Below are 13,684 nucleotides of genomic sequence, written 5' to 3'. Positions count from 1 at the left end.
CGCCTGTATTTGCTTGTCGGTAGAGGTGCGTGTGCTCCCTGCTTCATCCCCCCCGCGGTAACCGTATGGGTACCGCCCGGTGAGCGCCGAGGCCCTCTACATTTCCAGTCTAGTAAAGCCGCTCCTCAGCCTCCCCGATACAGGCGGCGAATCCAGGGAATCCACAGCATATAGCCAGGAAACAGCCCCGCCCCCTGCCCGCGCAGGACTATCCGGGCATGAGCGGGCATGCAGAAACCCCCGCCGGAACGGTACCGAAATACCGCCCCAGCGGGGGTTTCTTACGCTAAAACTCTGCGCTACTGTACGTAGTCAGATGATGCGCGCCCAGATTAGGCGCCCAGTGCCTCCAGGCCGGGCAGGGTCTTACCCTCAATGTACTCGAGGGAAGCGCCACCACCGGTGGAGATGTGGCCGAACTGCTCATCCTTGAAGCCCAGGTTACGGACTGCAGAAGCGGAGTCGCCACCACCAATGATGGAGAACGCGTCAGACTCAACGATAGCCTGAGCCACTGCGCGGGTACCCTCAGCGAAGGGAGCAATCTCGAACACGCCAACGGGGCCGTTCCAGAAGATGGTCTTTGCACCCTTGATCTTCTCAGCGAAAATCTCAGCGGTCTTGGGGCCAATGTCCAGGCCCTCAGCCTCTGCACCCAGCTTGCCGCCGGTCAGGTCCTCAATCGGGCGGACCTCGGTGTTAGCGTCAGCGGAGAATGCGTCAGACCAGACAACGTCCACTGCGGTGATGATCTCGGTGCCCTTCTCGGGAGCTTCCTTCAGGTAACGCAGAACGTTGTCGACCTGGTCCTTCTCCAGCAGCGACTGGCCAACCTCGTAGCCCTGTGCATATGCGAAGGTGTATCCCATACCGCCACCAATGAGGATGGTGTCAGCCTTACCGATCAGGTTGTCAATCACGGCGAGCTTGTCGGAAACCTTAGCGCCACCCATGACCACAACGAAGGGACGCTCGGGGTCGTTCAGGGTCTTAGCCAGAACGTCAACTTCCTTCTTCACCAGGTCACCCAGGTATGCGGGCAGACGCTTAGCAACGTCGTAGACGGAAGCGTGCTTGCGGTGAACTGCACCGAATGCGTCGTTCACGTATGCGCCGTTCTCGCCGGTCAGTGCGACCAGCTCGTCAGCGAATTCGCCGCGCTCTGCGTCATCCTTGGAGGTCTCGCGTGCGTCGTAGCGGACGTTTTCGACGACCAGAACTTCGCCGTCAGCCAGGGCTGCTGCCTTAGCCTTTGCGTCCTCGCCTACCAGGTCGGTTGCAACCTTCACGGGCACGGATGCCAGCTCGGCCAGGCGTGCAGCTGCCGGTGCGATGGAGTACTGGGGGTCGACCTTGCCCTTGGGGCGGCCCAGGTGTGCGGTCACGATAACGCGTGCGCCAGCCTTGGCAAGCTTCTCAATGACGGGCAGGGATGCGCGGACGCGACCGTCGTCGGTGACAACGCCGTCCTTCAGGGGTACGTTCAGGTCGGAACGGACGAGAACGTGGCGGCCTGCGACGCCTTCTTCGAGCAGTTCGGACAGTGCCTTAGCCATAGGAATTCCTCCTGGATAGGTGGGTTTATATACCGTTTCCATCATACCGAATAATAGGGTGTTTGACAGCCTAAAAAATAGCTTTTATATGGTGTTTTTCCGCAGAATATCGCGGATATTCGCACTCCCTAAAACCTATTTTCTTACAGTATTTTTGACCCAAAAAGAGCGACGGAAAATAGTATGTTTATACGTTTTTAAGAGGTTTATTCAAGACCCTTACAAAAGAGTCTTGGTACAGCAAACCCCGACTCCCCCGCTTGATGCGGTGGTGCCGGGGTTCACTATGCGTTAGTTACGCGGGGTGACGCTTACACTCGGTGAGCGTCGTAAGCCTATTGGGGCTTAGAGGGATGCCACAACCTTGTTGGTGAACATCACGAGGCGTGCAACGTAGCCGTACTCGTTGTCGTACCAAGCGATAACCTTCACCTGGTCGCCGATGACCTTGGTCAGCGGTGCGTCGAAGACGGTGGAGATGGGCTCACCCTCGATGTCCTTGGACACGATGGGATCCTCGTTGTACTTGATGATGCCCTTCATGGGGCCCTCAGCTGCTGCCTTGACTGCTGCGTTGACTTCCTCAACGGTGACCTCGCGCTCAGCGGTGAAGGTCAGGTCGGTGATGGAGCCGGTGATGGTGGGAACGCGAACTGCGAAGCCGTCCAGCTTACCCTTCAGCTCAGGCAGAACCAGGCCAACAGCTGCTGCTGCACCGGTGGAGGTGGGGACCATGTTCACAGCTGCTGCACGTGCACGGCGCAGGTCGCGGTGGGGAGCATCCTGCAGACGCTGGTCAGCGGTGTATGCGTGGATGGTGGTCATCAGACCCTGCTTGATGCCGAATGCGTCGTTCAGGACCTTAGCCATCGGAGCGAGGCAGTTGGTGGTGCAGGATGCGTTGGAGACGATGTGGTGGTTAGCTGCGTCGTACTGGTCGTCGTTCACGCCCATGACGAAGGTGCCGTCGATGTTCTTACCGGGAGCGGAGAGGATAACCTTCTTAGCGCCAGCCTCGATGTGTGCCTTTGCCTTGCTGCCTTCGGTGAAGAAACCGGTGGACTCGAGGACTACGTCAACGCCCAGGTCCTTCCAGGGGAGGTTCTGGGGGTCACGCTCAGCGAGGATCTTGATTTCCTTGCCGTCAACAACCAGCGCGCCTTCCTTGACCTCAACCTCTGCGTTGAAGCGACCCATGATGGAGTCGTACTTGAGCAGGTGTGCCAGGGTCTCAACATCGGTGAGGTCGTTGATTGCGACGATCTCGAAGCCGACGCCCTCGGTCTGAGCTGCGCGGAAGAAGGTGCGGCCGATGCGGCCGAAGCCGTTGATTGCTACGCGTACAGTCACTGGAGTATCTCCTTGTCAGTGCGTTGGTGGCGGTGTACAAATCCGATGCCTTGTGGGCTCTGGTTTAGTCGGATTCGTCCGTGCTCTATGTTGCCCGGTGCGTTCCGCCGTTGTTGGTAATAATCCTACCCTAGTTTGTGTGTGTTTTGGTGTGTTCTATCGAGAAATTTTTGTGAGTTGTGCCATAAAAACCGGCAAAAACCCGTTGTTTTCTGTTGGTTTGCGTTGTGTTCATGCTTAGAAAATGTTGCGATACGGTCACGGCAACATAAACACACATGAAACGCACATTTGTCGAAAACCGCGCCATATCAAGGCAAAATGTGAGGGTAAAAAATACCCTTTCACTTGCGAATGGCTTTCAAAGAGGCCCCGTGAACTCACGGGCAGTGCAAATTCTCACGCGAAAACAGACGACCCCAACGTAAGACACACCACAGCCCAAAACGGGGTAAAAACACCCCCGGCACACAGTTTTCGTGTCGTGTTTCGTGTCGCCCGAGGCGCGGGGACATGTTACACGGGACGAACTTTGAGCACACCGGATAGGTGGCTAGTACACGATCCTAATAAACGACCAGCGCCACAGCGCCCAGGCCCGAATGAGCAGACAGTACCGGCGGCAGCGCGCTCACCAAAAACTCCGGCGCCGAAGAAGTGACAGAATCATGACCCAGGGAGCTCTCCCCCAGCATCTGCTGAACCTGCTCATACAGCTGCACCGCCTGCGCCGCATTACCCACATGATGCACCGCAACCACCTCACCGCGCGGGGTTGCACTAAGAGAAGAGTTAGCGGGGTCGGCGGCAGTAGAGCCCACGGAAGCAGAGCTGAGCGCCGCCGCATGCCGATGCTCGCGGCAGGCCTGCACCGTCACCTCCACCAGGCGCTCCAGGGCGCGCGCCGCCGTGCGGGGACGCTCCACATACGCCAGCTTGCCCTCGGTAATCGTGCCAATCGGCTTGATCTGGAACATCTGACCCACCATCGCCAACGCCGGAGAAACACGACCGCCGCGGCGCAGAGCATCCAGGGTCGGGATATAGAAGTAGAGCGTAGACTGCTCGCAGACGGACTGAATGTAGTCCACCAGCTGCACCGCAGTCGGATAGTCAGAGCTCGGGTCGTCATGGCTCGGAACAGAATCAGAGGATGCAGAGTTCAGCACCTCCAGGGCGCGCACCACCGCGTGACCGTAGGCGCCGGCGACCGTGCGGCTATCCACCACGCTCACGCCCTCGGAACCCAGGCGGCTCAGGCGGGCGCCGGTGCGTGCCGCCTCCACCGTGCCCGAAAGCTCACCGGACAGGTGCACAGAGATTACGTGCGTAAAACCGCGCGACGCCAGCTCGTCATACACATCAGCGAACACACCCGGCGCGGGCCCGGAAGTGCTCACGGTCTGACCCATCACGTGCGCGAGCATAATAGCCTCGTCTACCTCGGCGGCGGTCAAATCCTGCAACTGACGGTCCGGCGCACCGGGCGTGCGAATAGTCACCGGCATCGGAACCAGCATAAAATTGCCGCGAGCGCTCAGGCGCTGCACGAGCTCGGGGTCGAGGGCGGCGGCGCTATCGGTCACCACGGCAATGCGGTTCTCTGCGTTGTTCTCTCGCTCCATATTCCGGCCCTTCTTCCGGTTCGTCAGTGCGTGATTCGATGACGAACCCTCTCCTAGCGTTCCCTGAACATTATGGCACTCATCACTACCGCAGTACAGCAAAGCCCCGCCGCGCCTCCGGGTTCGTTCCGTTGAACGAACCGAAGCCACAGCGGGGCTTGTACTTTATCTAAGAAACTTCTTTATCTAAAAAGCTTAGATCACGATGTTCACGAGCTTAGGCGCACGCACAATCACCTTGCGGATCTCGGCGTCACCAATCGAACGCTGAACAGCGGCATCCGCCAGAGCCAGCTCCTGAAGCTCCTGCTCGGAAATATCCTTCGCAACCTCCAGGCGAGCCTTGACCTTGCCCTTAATCTGCACGATAGCGGTGACGGTGTCATCCACCAGCAGAGCCGGGTCAACCTCGGGGAAGCCCGCGGTCAGAACCGGGGTGTCGTGGCCGAGAGCGTGCCACATGTCCTCAGCGGTGTAGGGTGCGTACAGAGACAGCAGAATCGCGATAGTCTCAGCAGCCTTACGGACAGCCGGATCAGCCGCGCCAGCACCGGAGTCAATAGCCTTACGGGTAGCGTTCACAAGCTCCATGGTCTTAGCAACAACCACGTTGAACTTGCCGTTATCCAGCAGGCCCTGAACCTCGTGCACGGTTCGAGCAATCAGCTTCTGCAGCTCCAGGTCACCGGTGGTTGCGTCCACGCCGGGTTCGCTGGTGATGTCCTGAGCCACACGCCACGCGCGAGCCAGGAACTTCTGCGAACCAGCCGGGGAAACATCCGCCCAATCCACGTCATCCTCGGGCGGGGACGCGAAAATCATGGTGGTGCGGATAGCGTCCACACCGAACTTGTCGAGCTGCTCGCCCAGGTTCACGCCGTTACCCAGCGACTTGGACATTGCCTTGCCGCCGTTGAGCACCTGACCCTGGTTCATGAGCGCCTTGAACGGCTCATCGTGCTTAATCAGGCCCAGGTCGCGAACAACCTTGGTGAAGAAGCGTGCGTACAGCAGGTGCAGAATAGCGTGCTCCACACCGCCCACGTACATGTCGACGGCACCCCACTCGCTCATAGCCTGCGGGTCGAAAGGAGCCTTGTCGTAGTTCGGGGAAACGTAACGCAGGAAGTACCAGGAGGAATCCACAAAGGTGTCCATGGTGTCCGAGTCGCGACGAGCCTGCTTGCCACACTTCGGGCAAGGCACGATAGCCCAGTCATCGGCTGCAGCAAGAGGCGACTGGCCCTTAGGAGCCAGCTGCTCACCGCGCAGGTTATCGGGCAGCAGCACCGGTAGCTGATCCTCAGGAACCAGAACCTCGCCACAATCCTCACAGTGAATCACCGGAATCGGGGTACCCCAGAAACGCTGACGGGACAGCAGCCAGTCACGCAGACGGTAAATGACCTTACCCTCACCGGTGCCGGCAGCCTCAACCAGCTCAATAGCCTTAGCGAGCGCCTCAGCCTTCGGCAGGCCGGTCAGCTCACCGGAGTTGATGAGCACGCCGTCACCAGCTGCGGCAACACCGCTGGTAGCCGGGTCCTCAGCACCCTCAACGTCCAGGACCTTCACGATGGGCAGGTCGAACTTCAGGGCGAACTCAAGGTCACGCTGGTCGTGCGCGGGCACAGCCATAATCGCGCCGGTACCGTAATCGGCGAGCACGTAGTCAGAAGCCCAAACGGGCAGCTTCGCGCCGGTCAGCGGGTTGATTGCGTAGCGACCGGTGAACACGCCGGTCTTCTCGCGGTCGGAGGACTGGCGGTCAATATCGCTCAGTGCCTTAATGTCTTCGCGGTACTGCTCCAGGGCAGCCTTGTGCTCGGGTGCCACGATCTGCTCGGCGAATGCCGCATCCGCAGCAACCACGATGAAGGTTGCGCCGTACAGGGTGTCGGGGCGGGTGGTGAACACGGTGAAGGACTCAGCAGCCTGATCCTCGGTCGCCTCAATCTCGAAGCGAACCTCAGCACCCTCAGAACGACCAATCCAGTTACGCTGCATGAGCAGCACGCGGTCGGGCCATTTGCCCTCCAGCTGCTCCATGTCATCCAGCAGCTGCTGCGCATAGTCGGTGATCTTGAAGTACCACTGGTTCAGCGACTTCTTAGTCACGGTAGTACCGCAACGCTCACACACACCGTTCACAACCTGCTCGTTCGCGAGCACGGTCTGGTCCTTGGGGCACCAGTTGACCATGGAGTCCTTGCGGTACGCCAGGCCCTTCTTGTAGAACTGCTCGAACAGCCACTGAGTCCACTTGTAGTACTCGGGGTCCGAGGTATGCAGGCGACGGCTCCAGTCAGCGGCAATAGCGTAACGCTTGAAGGACTCAGCCTGAGTCTCAATGTTCTTGTACGTCCACTCCTTGGGGTGAGTGTCGTTCTTAATGGCTGCGTTCTCAGCGGGCAGGCCGAAAGAGTCCCAGCCAATCGGGTGCAGAACATCATAGCCGCACTGCTTGAAGTAGCGGGCGTTCATGTCACCAATAGCGAATGCCTCCGCGTGACCCATGTGAAGGTCACCGGAGGGGTACGGGAACATATCCAGCACATACTTGCGGCCCTTGGGGGCGTCACCGGTGGGCTGGAAAACCTTCGTTTCGTCCCAGTAGGGGCGCCACTTGGCTTCCATAGCGCGGAAGTCGTACGCATTTTCGTTGCGTTCGGTCTCTACCTGAGCAGACACAGCGATTCCTTAAATAAAGACAGGTTGATAAAAACTTAACCCTCCAAGTGTAACGCGAAACCCGCACCGCGCCAGAGTTGAGGCCGCCTCGACTACCAAATGGACGGCACCACCCGCCCGACCACCTGCGCAATCACACGCCCAACCACCGATGCGGCAGGCGGGTTTCAGAGCCCTTCCAGGCTTCTCCCCTAGAATTAAGAACGGGACTTTGCCGTCCCAGTACCCAACCCGCGAAAGGTACCCATGACCTCCACCGTTACCCCGGACTCCCCCAACACCTCAGTTCTTGAGGGTGTGCCCGGCCCGCTCATTCCCGGCACCCGCCATGACGCCCTCATTGGTGACGGCGCGCAGGCGGTTATGACCCGCTACTGGCAGTACGGCAAAGGCATGAACGACGGAACCTTCCCCGAAGGCTCCTACCCTGTGCTGCTCGTGCACGGCTTCCGCGGCGACCACCACGGCCTGGAAATCATCGCGAACTACCTGCTGAAGCTCATTCCGAACGTCAGCATCATCAGCCCCGACCTGCCCGGCTTTGGCCGCTCCGCAGACCTGCCCGAAAACAGTCAGGGCAAAGACCCTCAGGGCGCAGACAACATCAACGCGTACGTGGCGTGGCTAAACGACTTTGTGAAGCACACTAACCCCGCCCGCGAGGATGCACTGCCCCTGCCGCTACACCTGGTCGGCCACTCCTTCGGCTCCATCGTCACCAGCGCCTTCGCCGCCGCACACCCGAACTCGCTCGCACTGCTCTCGCTCATCAACCCGATTAGCGAGCCTGCCCTCGAAGGTAGCCAGCGCGTCGCCTCCCGCCTCGCATCTCTCTACTACCGCGCCGGCGCGGCACTCCCCGAAAAAATTGGCTACCCGTTGCTGCGCTCGCAGCTGATTACCCGCGCCTCCAGCGAAGTCATGATGCGCACCAAAGACAAGGCAATGCGCCGCTTCATCAACGGCCAGCACGCCGCCTACTTCGGCTCCTTCGGCTCCCGCCGCGGAGTGCTCAGCGCCTACGAAGCGTCCATTACGCACACCGCCGCCGAATACGCCGCCGCCATCCGAGTACCGGTGCAGATGCTCGTTGCCGAAGACGACGACCTGGGCACCCCCGAAACGGCCCGCGCCATGTACGCGACGCTCACCTCCCGCAACCTGCCCGCCCCATCGGCCGGCCCCCGCGAGCGCCTGGACATGATTCCCGAAGTCGGGCACCTCATCCACTACGAAACCCCTCGCCGCGCCGCGGAACTCATCGCCGATTTCGCCGCCGGCCACTCAGGGAACGAGAAGTAAGGAACCAACATGAAACTCATGGTTGACGCCCGATACACCCGTATCGGCTTCCACGACGGCATCAGCCGCTACACCGCGTCCCTGCTGGGCGCGCTCAAAACCCTCATCGACACCGGTGACGAAGCCGCCGCCGACCTCGACCTGACCATGATCATCAGCGATGAGCGTCAGCTGGAGATGCTGCCGGATTTGCCGCACGTGAAGATCTGCTCGCCCACCGGCCCGCTCGAACCGACCGCAGCCCTGCAGCTGAATAAGTACGCGCCGGACGTGGTGTTCTCCCCCATGCAGACTATCGGCTCCACCGGACGCAAATTCAAGCTGATTCTCACCCTGCACGACCTGATCTACTACTCGCACCCGACCCCGCCCGGGTTCCTGCCCGCACCGGTGCGCGTGGGCTGGCGACTCTTCCACAAGACCTACACCCCGCAGCGTTTTCTGCTCAACCACGGCGACGCGGTCGTGACGGTTTCCGAGTCGACCGCCTCGCTGATTCGTGAGCATGAGCTGACCACCAAGCCGCTGTTCGTGGTGCCCAACGCCCCGCAGCCCGGTAGCGTCGTCTCCCGCCAGACCGCGCTGGAACGCGCCACCACCCGCGAAGAGCAGCCCGTCAAGCACCTGGTGTACATGGGTTCGTTCATGCCGTACAAGAACGTAGAAACCCTGCTGCTGGCGATGCGTTCCCTGCCTGATTACCGCCTGCATCTGCTGTCGAAGATGCCGCCGCAGCGCCTGGTGCAGCTCACCGACGAGCGCCTCATCGGTGAGAACGTGGAGGTGCACAACGGCGTGAGCGACGAGGAGTACCAGCAGCTGCTCCGCCAGGCGCACGCCCTGGTGACTGCTTCCCGCGAGGAGGGTTACGGCCTGCCCGTGGTTGAGGCTCAGGCTGCCGGTTGCCCCGCGGTGATTAGTGACATCCCGATTTTCCGTGAGATTGCGCCGCACGCCGTGTTCGCGCCGGTTGACGGTGCCCCGGAGGCACACGCCGCCGACTGGGTCAAGGCTATCCGCTCCCTGGAGGACACCGCCGTTCGCGAGCGCGTGATTATTGACGGCCTGTCGGATGTGCGCCGCTACTCCTGGCGCGACTCGGCACTCAAACTGCTGGAGGTCGTGCGCGGGCTCTAGGGCCTGCTTTAGGCAAAGAAATGCCGCCGCACTCCCCCAAAACTCGGGAGGGTGCGGCGGCAATCTCGTATTCAATTCATGGTCGCCGGTAGGTGCGTACGGCTTACGGCAACGATGCGCAGCGGCGGTTCGCTACACACTTCCTCCGCGCCGACGCAGGGAACCCGCCCTCGCAGAGCTCGGGCACCCTGAGGGCGCATCCGGAAGGTGCAGCCTCACCGCATCACACCGAAGCAGAAATCCTTAGACCGTAGCAAAGCTACCGGTACGAGCCGCTTCCTTCGCAGCCAGCTCATCCGCATGACCGTACGCGTAGAAAATCTTCGCGTCATCCAGCTCAGCAAAACGAGCCAGGTAGCGGCACACCGCGCCACGCTGAGCCTTCGTCATCGAGGACAGCAGAACAGGGTCCGGGTGAGTAATACCGTTGTCGCGGCTCGGTGCCGAATCGCCAAGTTCCGGCTCGTAATCATAGGCAATATTGGTGAAGCTCATCGGCGAGAACCTTTCCTTAGGGCGTTTCTTAGGGCAGCACCGCAACAATGCAGACGCTACCGGAGGTAACACCGCGAAAAGAACCTACGGAGATCATCGGAAGTCTCTTCGCAGTAGTGGTTGTGATATCTCTAAACTACCCAAGAGCTAATCAATGTTCAAGAACCATCAGGGAACGCCCCCATAGTGGACACGTCCCCGGTTGTCAGGAAGAAATCAGGGGCGTCATAGCGGCATGGGACCGCCGAGTTCCCAACCGAACTAAAGCCCATCCGAAAGCCAATGTGAAAGCCAGCCCGAAAAGCAGAAATGCTGCCGCACTCACACAGAGTGCAGCAACATTTCCAAAGCTAATTATGCAGGCTACGCCATAGTTGCGTAGAGACCGCGTTCAGCATCCTTACGAGCCAGTTCGTAAGCGTGACCATACGCGTAGAAAATCTTTGCGTCATCCAGCTCAGCGAAGCGCGCCAAGTAGCGGTAAACAGCTCCTCGTTCTGCGCTGGTCATGTCGGAAAGCAACACGGGGTCCGGGTGCATGACGCCGTAATTGTGTACAGAAGCAGACCCGCCGCATGCCGGTTCGTATGCGGGGGTGATCATAGTCTGAGTCACCAGTATTCATCTTTCGTTGGTGCGCACGGTTGTGAGGCGTACGCGAAGTTGAGTGATAGATACTGCCAATACCACCTCGACAAGCGCCGAAATAGTATCCGCAGTGGTGAATATATTACCGTGGATACGGAGACTACGCCAATTAGAACCAGCCAAATCCCCAGCAAATCTTAGGTGCACACGAATGCATAAAAATTCTGGGGTGCCCTTCCAACGGCACCACCTAAGCACCCTAAACTACAGCGCTCTGCCCTGCTTTACTCTCCTGCTTTACTCTCCTGCTTTTTCTCCCCTGCGAGGTTATGTTCCTCTGCATCCTCAGCGTCTTCATCCTCACCGTCAAGACCCAGAAGAGCCGTCACCATCGGCAAAGGATTGAACTCGCTCAGCTGACCCGTGCGGTCCACCTTGCGCATCATGAACGCACGCTGCAAACGCCGCTGAGTCCACGGCGAAAGCACCATCATCAGCAGCGCCTCCACCACAAAAATGCCGACCAGAATCCACAGCAGCAGATCCGAAGAACCCGCCTGCTCACGCAGCTGCTGAGCATCCGCCACCAGACGGTCAAAGCCCTCCGAATGCAGGCGCGACGTATCAAGCCCCGTCAACGCGGACAGGCTCACCGGCGACGCCACATTCAGTAGCACCGACAGCATCAGCAGAAGCACCGCATACAGCCCGTAATGCATGGTGCGCATCCACTTCTTCACGCGCGCAAAACCGTGGTTCAGTTCCGTACCAATATCGGTGAAAGCCGCCGCATTCTGCGCCTGCTCACCCGCCGGCATCATATGCGGCACCAGGCGGTGCGCAAGCATCAACGGCACCGGCGAACACGCATCAAAATACTGCATGTGGCTATTCACCGACGGGCCCGGCAGGGTCACAAAGCTGACGTCTACATCGGCGGGCTGAGTAATATTCGACCTGCCAATACTGTCACCACGAGCGGAAATCTCGCACCGGTCAGCCACATCAAGATCCTGCAACATCGGCGCGTAGGCGCGCACATACAGGTGGCAGGCGCTACGCACCGACATCATAAGCACCAGAATTAGCGCACCCCAAAACGCCACGGAGGCGGCGGTCAGCTCAGGGACCGAGCCCTCAACACGTAGCTGAACCAGCAGCAGCATGAATACCGCGTACAGCATGAAAACGCCGTGCACGAAAAGCAACGGAATCAGCCACTTCACGTAGGCGCGCGTGCCGTACGGGTTGACCAGGTGCACATCTTCCGGGGTGTTTACCGAGGTAGTTGCGGAGGCGCTTTCCCGTGCACTCTTGCGGCCAATACGCGCCCTGCCCTTGAAGGCACCCGGCACGCTCGCAACCAGCGGCACCACGCTCAACGCCAGGGGCATCAGCATCGTATAGTGCAGCAGCGAACGGTACGGACCAAACAGCAGGGACGCCTCCACCAGCCAGGAGAACGCCGCGACCGCGCTCACCCACAGCAGCATGGCGCGGTTACGGTAGCCGCCCGCAGCATCCAGGTGCCCCGGAATGTCGTTGCGGTCACTAGCGATAATGCTAATCGGGACCACGCCACTACCCAGACCGTAGAAGAAACGAATCGGCTTCTTACCCGCCGCCGCACGACGACGCAGCAACTCATAGCTCAAATACCCACCCTGCGAATGGGCAATAATGCCCACCGCATCGCTACGGGAACTCAAATCGTCCAGCTGACGATCCAGACGCGCATAAATACGCTCCAAATCGCGCGACTCCGGGCTGGTCGCCGTCTGAATCAGCTGCGTCGGAATAGCCTTCACCAGTGCCCACAGCTCACGGGCACGACGAGCCAAAACCCAGCCCACAATACCCAGGCCGAGCGCCGCCGCCAGACCCGTAAATGCACCCTGCGGAGTACCCAGAGACGCCACAAAAGCATCACGGAAAGTCATGAGCGCCATAGCCGCCAGCACCAGCCACAGCGCCACGTTCACGAATCGAGCAGTAGAACGCAGCAGGTGCCCGGCACGCTCACGCCAGGTCGCGCCGGGGCGCTCATAGTAGAAGCAGAACATCAAAAACAGCGGCAAAACCGACGCCAACCAGGGCAAATGCTCCTTCAATGGGCGGTAATGTCTGGGCCGCCAGAAGCCCTCCTGAAAAAGGAGGCTGCGGCGAGTGACCGTGCGAACCGGGCGCGGCTTCGGCTGAGGCAGGCGCGGAAGCTCAAGGTTCGGCAGCTCGATATTCGGGAAATCGATGTTCGGGAGCTCTACCTTGGGAAGCTCAGTTTTCGGCAGCTCAATCTTAGGGAGCTCCACTTTAGGCAGTTCCACCTTGGGCAACTCCACTTTGGGCAGCTCCACCTTCGGAAGTTCAATTTTCGGCAGACTGATTTTTGTAGATTCTTTGGGCTCGGAGGCTTCGGCGGGTTCTTCCTGCGCGGAGTTCTCTTCAACCTGAGGGCTTTCCTCAACCGGGTCAGCAGGGTACTCCGTGCGCTCAATCGTCAACGAATACGTCAACTCGCTGTGGTGGCTCAGCGGGTTCACCTCGGCGGCAAGCGGGAGGGTATCGCCGTCAGGAATCACCTCAACACGAACCCGCGCAGAATCCTCCGCGGCGGGGTTCTCTTCGGAGAGCGCGACAGAATCCGTGTTCAGCGCCAGCAGAGTCTGCACACTATGCGCCACCGGCTTGCCAAAATACGCGAGCGTCTCGCCGTGATTCTGGTAGCCGATACCGTGAACCAGTAGCACCGCCGCATCATGATGCTGACCCTTGCGGTGCAGGGCACTCTTCGGGTGCGCAGAAGCATACTCAGCCAGCCGCCGTTGCTCACCGTCAGGCAGCGCACTACCCTTCAGCAGATGAGGCACCTTCGACATGCCTCTCACCTCCTCGCCTCTGCGCACAGCGCGCCCGCAAACCCGCGTGCCAACGCCCAACCCG

The 13,684-nt window shown here is 59.9% G+C and carries 9 protein-coding genes; 2 read left to right on the top strand and 7 right to left on the bottom strand.

Going from position 1 to position 13,684, the window contains the following annotated elements:
* Positions 1 to 332: 332 nt before the first annotated feature.
* The 4 genes from pgk to leuS all read right to left on the bottom strand — a co-directional run bounded on the left by pgk (position 333) and on the right by leuS (position 7,222).
* Positions 333 to 1,556 (bottom strand): phosphoglycerate kinase, encoded by a 1,224-nt coding sequence (pgk, locus tag HMPREF2884_RS06415; protein ID WP_049349705.1) that lies wholly within the window; start codon positions 1,554 to 1,556, stop codon positions 333 to 335.
* Between the two features lie 345 nt (positions 1,557 to 1,901).
* A complete protein-coding gene (gene gap / locus HMPREF2884_RS06410; protein ID WP_005506148.1) occupies positions 1,902 to 2,906 on the bottom strand; it encodes a type I glyceraldehyde-3-phosphate dehydrogenase in 1,005 nt (334 codons plus the stop codon).
* 566 nt (positions 2,907 to 3,472) lie between these two features.
* Positions 3,473 to 4,531: a DegV family protein gene (locus HMPREF2884_RS06405; protein WP_070616321.1), complete on the bottom strand. Its 1,059-nt coding sequence runs from the start codon at positions 4,529 to 4,531 to the stop codon at positions 3,473 to 3,475.
* A 195-nt stretch (positions 4,532 to 4,726) separates the two neighbouring features.
* Positions 4,727 to 7,222 carry a leucine--tRNA ligase gene (gene leuS / locus HMPREF2884_RS06400; protein WP_070616320.1) on the bottom strand — a complete coding sequence of 832 codons (2,496 nt, stop codon included), beginning with the start codon at positions 7,220 to 7,222 and terminating at the stop codon, positions 4,727 to 4,729.
* A 246-nt stretch (positions 7,223 to 7,468) separates the two neighbouring features.
* Between leuS and HMPREF2884_RS06395 the strand changes: the two genes are divergently transcribed.
* Together HMPREF2884_RS06395 and HMPREF2884_RS06390 are read left to right on the top strand one after the other, a co-directional pair.
* Complete coding sequence (locus tag HMPREF2884_RS06395; protein WP_070616319.1) at positions 7,469 to 8,524, top strand: alpha/beta fold hydrolase; 1,056 nt, start codon at positions 7,469 to 7,471, stop codon at positions 8,522 to 8,524.
* Positions 8,525 to 8,533: 9 nt separating this feature from the next.
* Entirely contained in the window at positions 8,534 to 9,661 is a 1,128-nt protein-coding gene (locus tag HMPREF2884_RS06390) for a glycosyltransferase family 4 protein (protein WP_049337671.1), read from the top strand.
* A gap of 243 nt (positions 9,662 to 9,904) precedes the next feature.
* On the opposite strand, the gene HMPREF2884_RS06385 is transcribed toward HMPREF2884_RS06390, so the two are convergent.
* The 3 genes from HMPREF2884_RS06385 to HMPREF2884_RS06375 form a co-directional block, all read right to left on the bottom strand.
* Positions 9,905 to 10,156 (bottom strand): hypothetical protein, encoded by a 252-nt coding sequence (locus tag HMPREF2884_RS06385; protein WP_005509134.1) that lies wholly within the window; start codon positions 10,154 to 10,156, stop codon positions 9,905 to 9,907.
* A 363-nt stretch (positions 10,157 to 10,519) separates the two neighbouring features.
* A complete protein-coding gene (locus tag HMPREF2884_RS06380) occupies positions 10,520 to 10,771 on the bottom strand; it encodes a hypothetical protein (RefSeq protein ID WP_044143859.1) in 252 nt (83 codons plus the stop codon).
* 257 nt (positions 10,772 to 11,028) lie between these two features.
* Positions 11,029 to 13,620, bottom strand: coding sequence for an aconitase (locus tag HMPREF2884_RS06375; protein ID WP_246827940.1), 2,592 nt, complete (start codon positions 13,618 to 13,620; stop codon positions 11,029 to 11,031).
* Positions 13,621 to 13,684 lie beyond the last annotated feature (64 nt).

This window comes from Rothia sp. HMSC073B08 (genome assembly GCF_001812975.1).
Lineage (GTDB): Bacteria > Actinomycetota > Actinomycetes > Actinomycetales > Micrococcaceae > Rothia > Rothia mucilaginosa.
The sequence above is the reverse complement of the archived record's forward strand: the minus strand, read 5'-3'. Positions and strand labels throughout refer to the sequence as shown.